The 16,330-nt window shown below is 51.8% G+C and carries 13 protein-coding genes; 9 read left to right on the top strand and 4 right to left on the bottom strand.

The window, feature by feature from the left end:
• Positions 1-13: 13 nt before the first annotated feature.
• From K1Y77_RS06965 to pepQ, 8 genes are all read left to right on the top strand, one after another.
• Positions 14-400 carry a glutaredoxin family protein gene (locus tag K1Y77_RS06965; protein ID WP_030069214.1) on the top strand — a complete coding sequence of 129 codons (387 nt, stop codon included), beginning with the start codon at positions 14-16 and terminating at the stop codon, positions 398-400.
• A gap of 317 nt (positions 401-717) precedes the next feature.
• The gene (locus tag K1Y77_RS06960) at positions 718-2,289 is read left to right on the top strand and encodes an ABC transporter substrate-binding protein (RefSeq protein ID WP_264431039.1); all 1,572 of its coding nucleotides are present in this window, start codon (positions 718-720) and stop codon (positions 2,287-2,289) included.
• A gap of 151 nt (positions 2,290-2,440) precedes the next feature.
• The gene (locus tag K1Y77_RS06955) at positions 2,441-3,490 is read left to right on the top strand and encodes an ABC transporter permease (RefSeq protein ID WP_264431036.1); all 1,050 of its coding nucleotides are present in this window, start codon (positions 2,441-2,443) and stop codon (positions 3,488-3,490) included.
• On the top strand, positions 3,487-4,431 hold the full coding sequence (locus tag K1Y77_RS06950) for an ABC transporter permease (protein ID WP_030069206.1): 945 nt from the start codon (positions 3,487-3,489) through the stop codon (positions 4,429-4,431). The genes K1Y77_RS06955 and K1Y77_RS06950 overlap by 4 nt, the downstream gene beginning before the upstream one ends.
• Positions 4,432-4,438: 7 nt before the next feature.
• A complete protein-coding gene (locus tag K1Y77_RS06945; RefSeq protein ID WP_030069203.1) occupies positions 4,439-5,455 on the top strand; it encodes an ABC transporter ATP-binding protein in 1,017 nt (338 codons plus the stop codon).
• 41 nt (positions 5,456-5,496) lie between these two features.
• Positions 5,497-6,561 carry an ABC transporter ATP-binding protein gene (locus tag K1Y77_RS06940; protein WP_030069201.1) on the top strand — a complete coding sequence of 355 codons (1,065 nt, stop codon included), beginning with the start codon at positions 5,497-5,499 and terminating at the stop codon, positions 6,559-6,561.
• A gap of 49 nt (positions 6,562-6,610) precedes the next feature.
• Positions 6,611-7,522: a LysR family transcriptional regulator gene (locus K1Y77_RS06935; RefSeq protein ID WP_264431033.1), complete on the top strand. Its 912-nt coding sequence runs from the start codon at positions 6,611-6,613 to the stop codon at positions 7,520-7,522.
• 83 nt (positions 7,523-7,605) lie between these two features.
• Positions 7,606-8,895: a Xaa-Pro dipeptidase gene (pepQ, locus tag K1Y77_RS06930; RefSeq protein WP_264431032.1), complete on the top strand. Its 1,290-nt coding sequence runs from the start codon at positions 7,606-7,608 to the stop codon at positions 8,893-8,895.
• 364 nt (positions 8,896-9,259) lie between these two features.
• Here pepQ and K1Y77_RS06925 read toward each other — a convergent pair whose 3' ends face one another.
• Both K1Y77_RS06925 and K1Y77_RS06920 read right to left on the bottom strand, forming a co-directional pair.
• Positions 9,260-10,324: a 2,3-butanediol dehydrogenase gene (locus K1Y77_RS06925; protein WP_269556836.1), complete on the bottom strand. Its 1,065-nt coding sequence runs from the start codon at positions 10,322-10,324 to the stop codon at positions 9,260-9,262.
• Between the two features lie 15 nt (positions 10,325-10,339).
• Entirely contained in the window at positions 10,340-12,154 is a 1,815-nt protein-coding gene (locus tag K1Y77_RS06920) for an NAD(P)/FAD-dependent oxidoreductase (RefSeq protein ID WP_264431030.1), read from the bottom strand.
• A 293-nt stretch (positions 12,155-12,447) separates the two neighbouring features.
• Here K1Y77_RS06920 and K1Y77_RS06915 point away from each other — a divergent pair, with 293 nt between their 5' ends.
• Positions 12,448-14,451, top strand: a complete 2,004-nt coding sequence (locus tag K1Y77_RS06915; RefSeq protein WP_264431027.1) for a sigma-54-dependent Fis family transcriptional regulator — start codon at positions 12,448-12,450, stop codon at positions 14,449-14,451.
• A gap of 72 nt (positions 14,452-14,523) precedes the next feature.
• Here K1Y77_RS06915 and dauA read toward each other — a convergent pair whose 3' ends face one another.
• Positions 14,524-16,062, bottom strand: a complete 1,539-nt coding sequence (gene dauA, locus K1Y77_RS06910; RefSeq protein WP_264431436.1) for a C4-dicarboxylic acid transporter DauA — start codon at positions 16,060-16,062, stop codon at positions 14,524-14,526.
• Positions 16,053-16,277 (bottom strand): SulP family inorganic anion transporter, encoded by a 225-nt coding sequence (locus tag K1Y77_RS06905; protein ID WP_264431025.1) that lies wholly within the window; start codon positions 16,275-16,277, stop codon positions 16,053-16,055. The genes dauA and K1Y77_RS06905 overlap by 10 nt, the downstream gene beginning before the upstream one ends.
• Positions 16,278-16,330: the final 53 nt, after the last annotated feature.

Raw genomic sequence — 16,330 nt, 5'->3', positions numbered from 1 at the left:
CGAGGAGCTTACAATGCGTGTTTTGATTCGCTATTTCTTTAAAGGTGTTCGCCTGATTTTAGCCCCCGTTATGTTAATATCGGAGAAACTATCAACGCCAAAATCCGTCGAGCGTAGTGAGGAAGAGCAGGCAAAAGTCGATGCCGCCTGTCAACGCTTGGCTCTCTATCAATTCCGTACCTGCCCTTTCTGTATCAAAGTACGTAAAGAGATCGCACGACTGGGCCTAAATATCGAATTGCGTGATGCTCAGTTAGATCCCGCCCATAAAAAAGCCCTGCAAGAAGGCGGGGGCAAGGTTAAAGTTCCTTGCCTTAAAATTAATCATGAAAACGGGCAGGAAGAGTGGCTCTACGAGTCAGATGCTATTAACCACTGGTTACACCAACACTTCGCTTAAGCCCCTTTTTTGCTTGCCGCTCTTGGCCTAAAGTTCCGAGTAGCGGCTTTCATCTTACCCCACCTTCGTCTAATCCCCCCTCTTGCCAAGACCCTACCCAGCCCTGTCATTCAGCAGACGAATGATACCTCTCATTATTTCGATTGTATGACGCAACCCCAACTCTCTATGTTTAGTCTAGGTTTTAAGAGCATTAGGTTGTTAGACAGCTTATAAGCTGACCGTGTCTGTTTTGCTGGTTTTTAAAAGCATTTGGCGTGTATAAGCGCTAGGTTTAACCGGCAAAGTGAACAATAAACAATACAAAGGGAAACATTATGACGTTTAAAAAAACACTATTGGCTTCTGTCATTGGTGCTGTGGTTGCGGGTACGGCAATGTTGCCAATGACCGCTAGTGCAGAAACCCTGCGCATTGGTTACTCAGCCGATCCTGAAACACTTGATATTCATGAGCAGTTATCTGGCGGCATGCTGCGCCTTTCCCACTTAGCATTTGATCCGCTGGTACGTTGGACAAAAGATTTTCAATTCGAGCCGCGCTTAGCGACTGAGTGGGAACAAGTAGACGAAACCACTACACGCATGACGCTGCGAGAAGGCGTCACCTTCCACTCGGGTAACGAATTCACCGCCAAAGATGTGGTGTGGACCATCGAACGTCTGAAAGAAAGCCCCGATTATCGCGCCATTTTTGAGCCCGTTGCCAGCGCTGAAGCAGTTGATGATTACACTGTCGAAATTACAACCACGGAGCCCTACCCACTACTGCTCAACCTTGCCACTTATATTTTCCCCATGGATAGTGAGTTCTACACTGGTGAAACTGATGACGGCAATGAAAAAGCAGAAATCGTAAAAGCGGGCAACTCATTTGCATCGCGTAACGTTTCTGGCACAGGTCCTTTTATTATCACTGAACGCCGCCAAGGTGTTCGAGTTGATTTTGAACGCTTTGAAGATTACTGGGATACCGACAGCGAAGGTAACGTCTCTAAAATTATTCTGACGCCTATTGCTGAAAACGCTTCACGCGTGGCAGCACTACTGTCAGGCGGCGTTGACTTCATCGATGCCGTACCGCCTAACGACCTAGACCGTGTACGTGAGGCTAACGATGCTCATTTAGTTGAAATCGCCGGTACACGCATTATTGGTTTCCAGCTCAACGAAGAACGCGTTGAAGCCTTCCAGGATGCGCGTGTTCGCCAAGCCGTTGACCTGGCAGTTAACCAAGAAGGCATTGCAGACCGCCTAATGCGTGGTTTCGCCACGCCAGCTGCTCAGTTCTCTCCGGAGGGCTACTCTGGTCACAATCCTGATTTAGTACCGCGTTACGACGTTGAACGCGCTAAAGAGCTAATGGCAGAAGCGGGCTATGAAGAGGGATTCAGCGTTGACATGATCGCGCCGAATAACCGCTATGTAAACGATGCCCAGATCGCTCAAGCAGTGGCTAATATGCTGGCTCAGATCAACATTAACGTTAATCTGCGCACCATGCCGCTGGCTCAGTACTGGCCCGAATACGATACCCGCGAATCTGACATAGCAATGATTGGCTGGCACGCTGATACCGAAGATACCGCCAACTTCTTCCAGTACCTCTCTTTCTGCATTGATGAAGAGACTGGCGCTGGTCAATACAACTACGGCAGCTACTGTAACGAAGAAATTGATGCGCTTGTGACAGCAGCAGATAGTGAAACCGACCTAGAAAAACGCAATGAGATGCTAAGTGAAGCCGAAGCTATGCTTTATGAGGACGTAGGCTACATCATGCTGCATTGGCAAAACCTCGCCTACGGTGCTGCTGACGGCATTGAAATCGAGCCGGTTGTTAACGCCCTCGACTTCCCCTACCTAGGTGACCTGGTCATTAATCGCTAATTTCCACGCTTACTTTTACACGTGCAAGGATGCTTCGTTCCCTAGCCCCCTGGGGAACGAAGCGTTTTATGTGGTTAACAGCCTCACCATAAGCTCAACCCTTACTTGCAATTAATTCTCTATTAAACCTATGACATAGGTGGCGTACGCCATGATTGCTTTTTTAATCAAGCGCCTGATGCACGCGATATTGGTGATGTTTGTCATCAGTGTACTGGCCTTCGCCATCCAGGATAACCTGGGTGACCCTGTACAGCAGATGGTCGGACAGTCGGTCCCCGAAAGCGAACGTGAAGCCATTCGCGAACGCTTAGGCTTAAATGATCCGTTTCTAGTTCAGTATGCACGCTTTGCGAAAAATGCGATGCAAGGCGACTTCGGGTACTCCTACTTCTACCGCGAACCTGCGCTTGAAGTAATTGCTCGTCACTTGCCTGCCACCCTCGAACTCGTTTTTGCGGCCACGCTTATTATTGTGCTTTTTTCTGTGCCCATTGGCGTTTATAGCGCTATAAAACCTCGCTCTTTCATATCGCGTTTTTTTATGGGTGCTTCCATTATCGGCATTTCAATACCGGTGTTTTTGACCGCCATTTTATTGATTCAGATTTTCTCGATTGGTATCACCGTCACCCTGTTTCCTGAAAGTACCAGCTGGGGAGCTTGGCTAAATGACCTGCTATCGACAGAGGGTAATATGCCATCCTTTGGCCGCGGCTATGATTTAGTGCATGTAGTAGGCCACTGGGACACCAACTTAGCCACGTGGAATGGTTTACAGCATTTGGTACTCCCCGCTGTTTCACTCGCATCTATTATGCTGCCGCTGTTTATCCGCCTGATTCGCGCGGAAATGATGGAAGTACTGCAGTCAGAGTACGTGAAGTACGCCCGTGCCAAAGGCATTTCAATGCGCCGTGTTTACTTTGTTCACGCGCTTAAAAACACCATGCTGCCAGTTATCACCGTTGGCGGTGTACAGATTGGTACCATGGTGGCTTACACCATTTTGACAGAAACCGTTTTCCAATGGCCGGGCATGGGACTGATGTTCCTTGATGCAATTAACCGAGCCGATATACCACTGATCGTTACCTACCTGATGATTGTCGGCGTCATTTTCGTGGTGACGAACACCATTGTGGATTTGATCTACGGCTTCGTGAACCCCACCGTAAAACTGACAGGTAAGCCCGCATGACAACGCCCACAACAACGACTGCACCTAGCCGCTGGGAACGCCTGCGCGACTCTTATTTATGGTACAGCTTTAAACGTGACCGCACGGCTCAACTATGCCTCGCAGTATTCATTTGCTTGGTGATTGCAGCGTTTGCAGCGCCCTTGCTAGCCCCCACTGATCCTTATGATCTACGTCATATCGATATTATGTCGTCTGAGTTACCGCCCTTTTGGATTGAGGGAGCCGATGAGCGTTACAGCTTAGGCACCGATGCCCAGGGGCGCGATTTATGGTCGATTATTCTCTACGGCACCCGCGTATCGTTACTGATTGGTTTTGGCGCGGTCATACTTCAAGCACTGCTCGGCGTAACATTCGGCTTAATGGCAGGCTACCTAGGCGGTCGCATCGATGCTTTTTTGATGCGCTTAGCTGATATACAGCTGTCATTTTCCACCCTGATGGTCGCTATCGTGGTGGGTGCACTGGTGAAAGCCACCATGGGCAGCGCGTTTTACAGCCAATATGCCGTGCTCATGCTTATTTTGATTATTGGGTTGGCCGAGTGGCCTCAGTATGCACGTACGGTGCGCGCTTCGGTGCTGGCTGAGAAAAATAAAGAGTATGTCGATGCCGCACGGGTCATGGGCCTACGCAGCAAGCGCATTATGTTCCGACACGTCTTGCCCAATACGCTTTCACCGATTTTTGTTATCTCGACGGTGCAAATTGCCAACGCCATTATTTCAGAAGCCGCATTGTCGTTTTTAGGTTTGGGTATGCCTGAAACCCACCCATCGCTTGGATCGCTAATTAAATCAGGCTTTGACTATATACAGTCGGGGTCTTGGTGGATCACCCTAATTCCTGGTGCGGTACTCATTGTGCTGGTGCTGTCTATCAATCTATTGGGCGATTGGCTGCGCGATGTCATGAACCCACGACTCTACAAAGGCTGAGGACACCATGGCGCTACTTGAAGTCTCCCAACTCGACGTTCGTTTTGCCCTTCGCCAAGGGGAAGTGCGCGCATTACGTGATGTTAGTTTCACCCTGGAACGCGGCGAACGCTTAGGCATCGTGGGCGAGTCTGGCGCGGGTAAATCCGTCGCCGCTTTCTCACTGCTTAACCTGATCGCTAAACCCGGCTTTATAGCGGGCGGCAGCATTAAATTTGAAGGTCAGACGCTTAACACCATGTCTGAGCGCGGTCTGCGCAAAGTACGTGGTAACCGCATCTCGATGATCTTCCAAGACCCGATGATGACATTAAATCCCGTGCTCTCAATTGGTGAACAGATGGTCGAGTGCTTAAAAGCCCATCGACGTATCTCCACCAAAGAAGCACGCGCTATTTCCTTGGATAAATTGCGCCAAGTTCAGATTCCGTCACCAGAAACACGCTTAGATCAATACCCCCACGAGCTTTCTGGTGGTATGCGTCAGCGTATTATCATCGCCATCGCCCTGCTGCTCGACCCCGATATTATCATTGCCGATGAACCGACTACCGCCCTGGACGTGACCATCCAAGCGGAAATCATGGCACTGCTGCTTGAGCTATGTGAACAGCACAATGTGGGCTTGATTCTTATCACTCACGACTTGGGTGTCGTGAGTCAGGTCACTCAGCGTATGCTGGTTATGTATGCAGGTCGTGTTATTGAACAAGGCCTCACGCGGGAAATTATCAATGATCCGCAGCACCCCTATACCCAAGGGCTGATCAATGCATTACCACAAATGGCGACACCCGGCGAAAAACTCAATCAGATCCGTGGCAGCATGCCGTCACTCTCTAACTTACCCAGTGGCTGTGCATTTCATCCTCGCTGCGACTTCATCAATAGAGCAGATGGTCAGCCACGCCCTGCCTGCACCCAGCAAGTACCTGAATTTGTCGAATCCGGCAATTGCCGTGTTGCCTGCCATATGGTGGCTGAAATGCTTGAAGATCGTCGCCTGAAGGAGGAAACACAATGAGTGCTCAGGTAGAAACCCCTAGTACGTCGCCGAATCAAGCTATGCCTACTCAAACCAAGTCGTCTACTCAAACGACGCCCACTCAAAACGAAGAGAGCAGTGAATCGCTACTGCAAATTCGAGGGCTAAAAAAGCGTTTTTCTTTATCAGGGGATTTTTTGGAACAGCTGCGCTTTAAAGGCGGCAAGCTAGTTCGTCACCAAGAGCATGTTCACGCGATTAACGGTGTTAACCTTGATATCAAGCGCGGCGAAGCTCTTTGTGTAGTGGGTGAATCTGGCTGTGGTAAATCCACTGTTGCCAGAACAGTTATGGGCTTACTCACCCCCACAGAGGGTGAGATTCGCTATGACGGACAGCGCATCGACAACTTAAGCTCGCGCCAGCTCTTGCCTTATCGCAAGCGCATGCAAATGATTTTCCAAAACCCTTACGCATCGCTTAACCCCCGGATGACAATTCAGCAGACGCTGGAAGAACCGCTGCGCCTACACCACCCAAACTGGAACCGTGAAAAGATACTTGAAAAGGTTCAGGACGTTATGGGTTCAGTAGGCATTGACCCCGACTGGGGCAAGCGTTTTGGGCATGAATTTTCCGGCGGCCAGCGCCAGCGTATCGCCATTGCACGCGCCCTAGCCGTTGATCCTGAATTTATCGTCGCCGACGAGCCTATTTCAGCGCTGGACGTGTCTATCCAAGCCCAAGTACTCAACTTGCTGATGGAGGCGCAACAAGAGCGTAACCTAACTTATTTATTCATCACCCACGATTTAGCCGTTGTTGAGCACTTTGGCACCCGGGTAGCCGTGATGTATTTAGGCACCGTATGTGAAGTAGCAACGACAGCAACACTATTTGCTAAACCACGTCACCCTTATACCCAGGCGCTACTTTCCGCAATTCCGCGCTTAAAAGATGATCGCCCGCAGCATATTCGTCTTACCGGCGAAGTGCCTACACCGGTCAACTTACCAAGCGGCTGTGTATTCCATGGCCGCTGCCCCTACGCCAACGCCCGTTGCCATCAGGAAATTCCCGCCCTGCAAACCCAAGATGACGGCACTCGTGTTGCGTGCCACGCTGTTGAAGAAGGCCGCCTATGACGCCAGTTTCAACAACAGCACTATATTTGGCATCACTGCGAGGTAAGACATGGAAATTCGCTGGCTAGAAGACTTTATTGCCCTGGCCAGAACGCGACACTTCTCCCGCGCAGCGGATGAGCAGCATGTTACACAGCCCACCTTTTCACGGCGCATTAAATTGCTAGAGGAAGAGATGGGCGTAACGCTGATCAACCGGCAAACGTTGCCACTTTCGCTGACCCCCGCGGGAGAAGAGTTCCTGACGCTTTGCGAGCAGGTAACCGATCGCGTGCGCTTGACGCGTGACCGCGTGCGTGAAATCAGCGCCGGACAACAACGGCGTATCATGGTGGCTGCTCCGCAAAGTCTACTACCGCAGTTTTTGCCAGAATGGCTTGCGTCTACGGGCTGGCAAGAACGTATTCAGCCCTATTTACGCGCAACTGGCTGGGTAGCAAGCGATTATTTTCAAGCGCTTGGCCGAGCAGAGTGCGATCTAGCTATCTGCTATTGGCCCATCGGGCGGTGCGATTTAGATATTGATACCAGTGCCTGCACGTATCGGGTCATTGGTCACGAACGTTTAATTCCTGTCACAGGCCTAGATATGAATGGCGCACCTTGCGCGTTGCTACCCGGCTCACGCCAGCAGCCCGCGCCTTGGCTGGCCTATCCAAAGCGGGGCTTATTAGGCTCAGCGGTAAAGGCGCATCTTGCTCGTCTACCGCAGAGTACCTACCTCACGGCGCAAAGTGAAAACCTCTATGCGGCGGGCATTAAAGAGTTGGTTCTTCTTGGCTATGGCATGAGCTGGTTACCCGAACGCAACATAGCTGCTGAGCTATCCAACGGAACATTAGTTAGAGCAGGCGATAGCCGTTGGGACGTACCGATGGAGCTGCGCCTATACCGTCACCAGAACCAGCATCACGCCGAGCTGGATAGCTTGTGGAGTGAGATCGCTCCGCCACGCAGTTAAACCAGCGATGAGCACCAACGCCTAATTTGATAACGAACTCTAAGATCCTAGTCTAGCCGCCATTAAAAAAGGACCCCACCTGAATGTCAGCTTCTTTGTTTAACTTGCAGCGCGACCACTTAGCACATTTACAGCAAGCCTATACAGACCTGTTAGCCAGTCACCGTCTCGATAGCGTGGCCATTTACAGCGGCCACGCCAACCCACACTTTGGCGATGATCAAGCACCCACCTTCCAAACCTACGGCCATTTTATGCACTGGGTAGGCATGGCCGACATCCAGCACAGCTGGCTGTTAATTCAACCGGAAAAACGCCCGCAGCTACACCTGTATGCGCCAGCTGATTTCTGGCATTTGCCTACCCACCTGCCTGAAGAGCCGTGGGTTACTGAGTTTGATATTCAACTGTGTAGCGAAAAACCACTACCAACGCTAGCTGGCCGCGCTGCTGTGATCGGTGATATTGATCCCACCACACAACTCGCGCTAGACGCACAGTACCAACCGCAACCGCTGGTTAACGCTCTAGACGAACTACGCATGTTTAAAACTGCTTATGAGATTGCCTGTTTGAGTGAAGCTAACCGGCTCGCCATGGCAGGACATCAAGCAGCGCAGGCGGCGTTTATTGGCGCATCGGCTGAGTTAGATATTCAACTGGCGTACTTGGCTGCCAGCAGACAGCGGGAGTCCGATGTTCCCTATCAGAACATCATTGGGCTGAATAACCATGCAGGCGTATTACACTACCAACACTACGACTTAAGCAGCCCTACGAAGCGACATAGCCTGCTGGTTGACGCTGGACGCCGTTTTCGCGGCTACTGCGCGGATATTACACGCACTTATGCTGGACCTGACGCGCCAAGCCTCTATCGCAACTTAATTGATGATATTAATCAGTTAAAAGATACGCTGGTAGAAAGCGTTGCCCCAGGCGTGGAGTTCATTGCGCTACATGAGCAAATGCATCGTTTGCTGGCAGATATTCTTATTGCCAATGATCTTTTCCAGGGCAGTGCAGAACAGGCAGTTGATGAGGGGATTACGCGGGCCTTTTGCCCACACGGATTAGGGCATTCGTTGGGATTACAGGTTCACGATGTGGCAGGGCTGCGTCATCCAGACGGAACACTCGCCCCTGCTCCTGAACAGCATCCAGCGCTACGTTTAACCCGTACACTGCGCCCTGGCATGGTAGTAACCATAGAGCCTGGGTTTTACTATATCCCAATGCTATTAGAGCCCTTGCGCAACAAAACGCTACCGATCAACTGGAGCCTCGTTGACTTGCTAGCCAACTGTGGCGGCATTCGTATTGAAGATAACATTGTCGTGACGGAGAACAGCCAGCAAAACCTGACCCCATAACGCAAACACAACACGCCCGACATTTAGGTCGGGCGCATAAAAAAAGTCCCCCGAAGGGGACCCAGGTGGAGCACGCCAGCTCACTCGGTGTATCGCTTACCAGCACAAGCTGGGGCGATGTAGCAAAGAAGGGAGAGAGACCTAGTTCATCTATCAACTCTATTCATTTGCTGCTTACTTAATATATAGCGATCTGCGTGCCAATTTTTTAATAACTCAATTAAAACAATTACTTAATATAAAGTTACTGGTTTTCAAAAGTGTTACGACGCATTGCAGCAAATAAAATGCACCAGCACTGCACATTTTTGGGCACCTCTGCCTCACAATGCGTCAACCTAGCGTGATTAACGCCGCTATTGGGTTAAGGCGTGACGATGATTTTCACCTGCGCCTTGTCATTTAACAGTGCTTCAAACCCCTCCTCGACAATATCTGCTAGCGGGATGCGTTGAGTCACCATATCTTCAGCGCGGAAGTAGCCGCGCTGCATGAGTGCCATCACCGCCGGATAAACATGGCGATAGGCAATAATCCCTTTCATGGTGCGCTCTTTAATGACTAGGTCATTTGGCTGGAAGCTTGCCTCTCCCTCCCAAATACTCACCACAATGACTTCGCCGCCTTCATGGGTGCTATGCAACGACTGGTTCAGCACTGCCGGAATCCCGGTCACCTCGAACGCCACGTCAACGCCGCCATTGCTTAACGTTTGCAGTTTCTCCACGGCATCTTCTTGCTGCGGGTCAACCACAATTGCACCAAGTGCTTCAGCTTTGGCTTTACGTGAAGGCGCGACTTCAACGGCGTAAATTTGAGCGGCACCCGCAGCTTTCAGCGCTTCAATGGTCATTAACCCAATTGGGCCTGCGCCAAACACTGCCGCGCTATCTCCCGCTTTTAAACTGCTTTGGCGCACCGCATGTAAGGCAACCGCCGCGGGTTCCACGAGTGCCCCTTGTTCGAAGCTGAGGTCATCCGGCAGCTTATGTACCATGTGCTCACCCATTACGGTGAACTCCGAGAAGCCACCGCCGCCGCCGGAAAGGCCATGAAAGCCCAATAGCGGCGTGAGGTTATAGCGCTCCATTTGATAAGCGCCATCCTTATTGGGTGAAAGAATCGGCTCTATGGCAACGCGATCCCCCACTTTAACCCGCGTTACGTTGTCACCTATCTCAACCACTTCACCGGCGAATTCATGACCCATGATAATCGGTGCTTGTTCACCGCTAATGGGGTGTGGTTTATCGACTGGAATAAAAATCGGCCCGGCAGCGTACTCATGCAAATCGCTACCACAAATACCACACGCCGCTACTTTGACCTTTACCTCATGAGGGTCGTTAATCGTTGGTATTGGCATTTGCTCAACACGAAGGTCTTTCGCTGCGTACCAAACCGCTGCCTGCATGGTTGACTCACTCATTTGCTACTCCTTCTCTTATGCTCTGTGATGAACTGGCTGCAGGCCATAAACAGGGGTGTCTAACCCTTCCATACGGGCTTTTAGCTGCAGCGCTAGATAGCGTGAGTAGTGCCGCGACTGGTGTAGGTTGCCGCCATGGAACCACAGTGCCTCTTGCTGAGTGGGTTTCCACATATTGCGCAGTTCACCTTCCCATGGACCGGGGTCTTTAGTGGTGTCGGAACCTAACCCCCAACACTTACCGACTTTATCGGCCACTTCTTGAGAAATAAGCCGTGCCGCCCAGCCATTCATCGAGCCATAACCGGTGGCATAGATAATCAGGTCAGCCTCAAGCTCGCTGCCATCTGTCAGCGTGATGGAGTGCGGGTTAATGCGTTCGATGCCCACGCCGCTGCGCAGTTTGATGTCGCCACTGGCGACCAAATCGCAAGCCCCTACATCAATGTAATAGCCTGAACCACGGCGCAAATACTTCAAAAACAGCCCCGATTCATCGTCACCGAAATCAAGCATAAAGCCTGCGTTCTCAAGCTTCTGATAAAACTCGGCATCGCGCTTTTTAATCGCCTCAAAGGCGAGGCGCTGGAAATCCGGTAATACTTTGTACGGGATCGAGGCAAACACCAGATCGGCTTTTTCATGGGTTAGCCCACTTGCCACCGCCTCTTCCGAATAAAGCGGCCCTAGCACCTCTTCCATCAGCGAATCAGACTTCACAATATGGGTCGATGAACGCTGCAGCATGGTGACATCAGCATCGTGCTCCCACAGCGCTGCGGCAATATCGTGGGCCGAGTTGTTTGAGCCCACGATGACGCATTTCTTGCCTTTATAGGCATCCGGCCCTGGGTGCTGGCTAGAGTGCTGCTGCTCACCTTCAAAGCTTTCCGCCCCTGGAAATGTCGGCACATTGGGCATCCCAGACATACCGGTAGCCATCACTAACTGTTTGGGTCGTAGCGTGATCTCCTCGCCGTTGCGCTTAACCTTAACCACCCACTCCCCTGCGGCCTCGTCATAGCTAGCATTCTGACACTCAGTGGAACTCCAATAATTGAGCTCCATCACTTTTGTGTACATTTCCAACCAGTCGCCCACTTTGTCTTTAGGGGCAAACACAGGCCAGTTATCTGGGAATGGAATATAGGGAAGGTGGTCGTACCACACTGGATCGTGCAAGCAGAGTGACTTATAGCGGTTACGCCAGGAATCTCCCGCGCGCTCGTTTCGCTCAATGATGATTGTTGGCACGCCCAGCTGCCTTAGCCGTGCGCCTAAGCCAATGCCACCCTGGCCGCCGCCAATAATCACGCAATACGGCTGCCGAGTGTAGCCAAGCTCAGCTTCTTCACGCTGTCGTGACTCTAACCACGTTTCACGCTGCTTATTGGCACCGTGTTCGGCCCCTTTTGGGCGATGGTGATTGCACTGCTCAGGGTAGTCATTCAGCGCTTGCATGGTGGTTAACAGCGTCCAACACTTGCCTTCTTTAAGACGCAAATAGCCTTTACCACTGGCAACCGCTGTTTTGAAAGTAAACCACGCATCATAGATGTCGCCGTTTTCAGTGGCTTCGCCGTCTAACTGCCAATCCGTAGGCTGTGCGTTATTGAGCGTGGCATTGAGCATGGCCTGAATTTCATCTTTGCCTTCGCAAGTTTTTAAATTCCAGGTAAACGTAAGGAAGTCACGCCAGTAGCACTCGTCTCCAAACAGAGACAGCACGCGCTCAACATCCTGGCCTTGAAGGGCAGCATCAAAATCGCGAAGCCACCCTTGAACAGTTGCCGTGGCGGCTTGCGGGCCTTGTGCCTTTATCGTTGACATAGCGGGTACCCCATGTGCAGTTGTTATTGTTGAGTTAACGGTGATGCACCCAATACATAGCAGCCGCCGTGCCAAACCAACCATATAAAAAATAAGCAATTGAAAAATATATAATTTATTTACATGCAGACAAATAGATAAAACAGCGAAAGAGTCGTACACCTGTCACGCTGTTTACAGCTAAACGTTACAGGTGTAACGCACGACTAACGGCGTAAGCAGCCCACGTTGACTCTGGGGGCAAAGCGCATAGGCTAAAAGAACAATAACAACAGCGCCCAATGAGTAACGCCATGCTGCATCACACGCACGCCACTAAACAGTTTCAGGCAACTACACAGCTTCAGTCTGAACAGCGTCGACATATCGAGCATATTTTTCAGCTCGGTGAAGGGCTAGACGCCCCCTGCTTACCTGCACAGGCCACCATTCGTCGTTCCTGGCTGCGCTGCCTAAATGACTATCAGCTAGACCCCACTCACCCACGCCCAGCACGGGTAGTGCCTCAGCAAACCCTGATTGAGCACCGCGAGTCTGTTGACGAGTTACTGCATGTCGCCCGCGCCGGGGTCGACCAGCTCTATGGACAAATAGCCCAGCTTGGCTACGTGCTACTGGTCACCGACCACCGCGGCATTACCGTTGAGTTTCGCGGTGATCCCAACCAGGATCAGCAATTACGCAAAGCAGGCCTCTACTTGGGCGCTGACTGGGACGAACGCTTTGCTGGCACCTGCGCTGTTGGCACCTGTTTACATGATCGCCAGGCCATCATCTGCCACCGCCAGGAACACTTCGATGCTTCCCATATTTCACTGACCTGCACCGCCGCCCCCATTGCTGACCCTCAGGGTAATGTGATGGCCGTGTTAGATATCTCCGCGCTGCAGTCACCTACGCAACACGAAAGTCAGAATTTCAGCCTATCGCTAGTAACGCTTTATGCACGCATGATTGAGGATGCCTATTTTCTTCAGCGCTACCGCGACTGCCTGATGGTGCGTCTAGATACTTCCCGAGAATTTGTCCACGTCAACGGGCGTGGCTTAATTGCCATTGAAGAGAATGGACAGGTGATCGCCGCCAACGCCGTAGGCCGCGAACTCATCGCCGAGCACCAGCATCGCTGGCCACCGTGGTCTGCAAATCACACCCCAATGCTGGGTGAACTATTTGAGTGTGAGATCGCCGATATACTCAGTATTAATAGCGGTACTGATGATCAATTGCGTGCCTTCCGCGCTCGCGCCAGCAACACCATCCACTTTATTAGCCTGCTGGAACCCCGCCGCCCCCGCATGGCACAACGGACAACACCGCCTGCTTCTGAACTGCCGGAACCCTTAGCCCGGCTGGGTGCCGACGATCCCGCCATGCGCAAAGTGCAAAAGCTGGCCGAACGTTTGCGCAATGAAACCAACGTTAACGTATTGATTAGCGGCGAAACCGGCACCGGCAAAGAGGTGGTCGCACGCGCACTGCATGAAAGCGGCAATCGCGCCAAACAACCGTTTATTGCGGTTAATTGTGCGGCCATTCCCGAGTCATTGATTGAAAGCGAACTGTTTGGCTACGAACCTGGCGCCTTTACCGGTGGCCGTTCAAAAGGGATGCGTGGGCTTATTCCTCAGGCCCATGGAGGCACGCTGTTTCTAGACGAAATCGGCGATATGCCGTTAGCGCTACAAACTAGGCTGTTACGCGTGCTGGCCGAACGGGAAGTCATGCCGCTAGGCGCTAACACGCCAGTAAAAATCGACATTCGCGTTATTACAGCAACCCATCGACATATCGAAGAAATGATTCAGCAAGGAGAATTCCGCGAAGACCTCTATTACCGGCTTAACGGCGCGCAGCTGCGCTTACCCGCATTACGTGAACGCGCCGATAAACTGTATGTTATTCGCCGCGTATTTGAAGACATCGCCACCGAACGCGCCACGCACGTATCGCCGCGCCTGCGCGCAGATGCCATCAGTGCACTACTCGCCTACTCCTGGCCCGGCAATATTCGTCAGCTTAAAAATGCCCTCGCCTTTGCCCTGGCAACCTCAGAAAGTGACGAAATAACCGTTCACGACCTGCCAGAACAGTGCCTTAGCCAACGAATTACTCGCCACGAAGCGACGCAGCTTGTAGCCGATGTCAGTGAATCTCAGCCAGGCTCACTTACCCACCTGCTCAAGCAACACCACTGGAATATTAGCGCGGTTGCCCGTGCACTAGGCGTTTCACGGCCTACGGTCTACCGGCAAATGCAGCGCCAAGGAATAGTGCCCCCCAATTGGCAAGGATGATAAATCGACACTGACGCGCTTATCGGCCTTTAGGAGTGCTGTGCTGTTAAACAGAATCGACTAGACAGACGATCAAGCGTGCTCTTTCTGCCAGCGTTGGGCCACGACGCTTGCTTGTTCCAAATGACGACAGTACGTCAATGACCCAGCCACCTTGTGAATACCAGCACGGCGCAATTTAACGATGATTCTTGTTTTCAAGCCGACGATAATCAGTCTAACGCCCTGATGCTTCATTTCAGCGATTAATGACTGAAAAGCCACAATGGCGGTGCCATCCATACTTGGCACATCGTGCATATCGATAATGACTGTTTCAATCGCCGGGTCGATCAGATGCAGTGATTTAAGCGCTTTTTCCGCAGCCCCAAAAAACAGCGGGCCATTAATGTCATAAACTGCCACCTTTGCGGGCAGCCCATGGTTTGTAGAGTGATGGTCAACATCAATTTGATCAGTCTGAGTCAGCATGGACATTCTTCGGATGAACAGAGCAGCGGCCAACCCAACGCCCACCGCAACGGCCAGAACCATATCGAAAAGCACGGTTAAGCCAAAACATATCACAAGGATACTCACATCCCCTGGAGGGGCTGAACGTAGCGTTTTCAGGAAGTGACGTGCCTCACTCATATTCCACGCGATGATAAACAGCAGTGCGGCAAGGGCTGCCATAGGCACCAAACCGAGCAGCCCAGCAAGTGCAACGACTGCAAGTAAAACAACGAACGCATGAATCACAGCAGATATCGGTGAGCGGGCCCCACTACGAATGTTGGTGGCCGTGCGCGCAATCGCAGCCGTTGCGGTGATGCCACCAAAAAGAGGTGCAACAATATTTCCCAACCCCTGGCCGATCAGCTCAGCATTGGGGTCGTGCTTGGTCTTCGTCAAACCATCTGCCACAACCGCGCATAACAACGATTCGATAGCTCCCAGCATCGCAATAGCAAACGCTGGGCCTAAAAGTGCCCGTATCAGTTCAAAGCTTAACTGCAGAGGCTCACCATCGACCCCTGGCAAACGCCAAGGGGCCATCAACGTTGGCGCGATTGGCGGGATTCCATGACCTGTTTCTCCATTTATTTCCCAGGTAAAACGGGTCGCTATCGTTTCCACAGCATTTCCCACGCCGGGACCACTCAACCAATGGTTCATCCCATAAGCGACAAACGCCCCGACAGCTAACCCCACAAGAGGCGCAGGGATGGGTATGTGTAGGCGTGGCCAGATAAGCATGACGATCAACGTGAAGGCGCCCACGCTCAGTTCAAGCGGGTTTAACGTGGGCATGGAAGAGACGATAACGGTGACATTCTCGACAAAGTGCTCACCAAGCTTACCTGTTTCCAGGCCGAGGAAATCCGGCACCTGCAGAACGGCAATCACAACAGCGATGCCTGCTGTAAATCCAAGCACGACTGGGTAAGGAACAAATTGAATCAGTCGGCCCATCCGGGTAACGCCTAGCAGTATCAAGATAACGCCAGCCATCATTGATGCTATGAGCAAACCGCCTAGCCCGTACTGCTGGACAATCGGGAAAAGGATGACGACAAAGGCAGCCGTCGGGCCAGACACGTTGAAACGGGCACCGCCCGTTAGCGCGATGATGGCACCCGCAACAATCGCGGTGTAAAGACCATGTGCTGAGGGGGCACTCCTGTAGCGATTGCCAAGGCCATTGACAGAGGCACTGCCACGGTACCAACGGTGAGGCCTGCCATCACATCTCTGCGTAAATCAGCGAATCCATAACCGTCCCGCCACGCGGCGCGAAGCCCAGTGGCAATAGGAAAGTTAACGGGAAATTTTTGGCGCGACATACGCTAGCCCTCTTTATAGTCACCCATCTTGGCAATCGATCTCTCTGCAATGC

It is taken from the genome of Halomonas qaidamensis (assembly GCF_025917315.1).
Taxonomy (GTDB): domain Bacteria; phylum Pseudomonadota; class Gammaproteobacteria; order Pseudomonadales; family Halomonadaceae; genus Vreelandella; species Vreelandella qaidamensis.
Note: the sequence above shows the minus strand (reverse complement) of the source record. Positions and strands in the feature narration are given on the sequence as shown.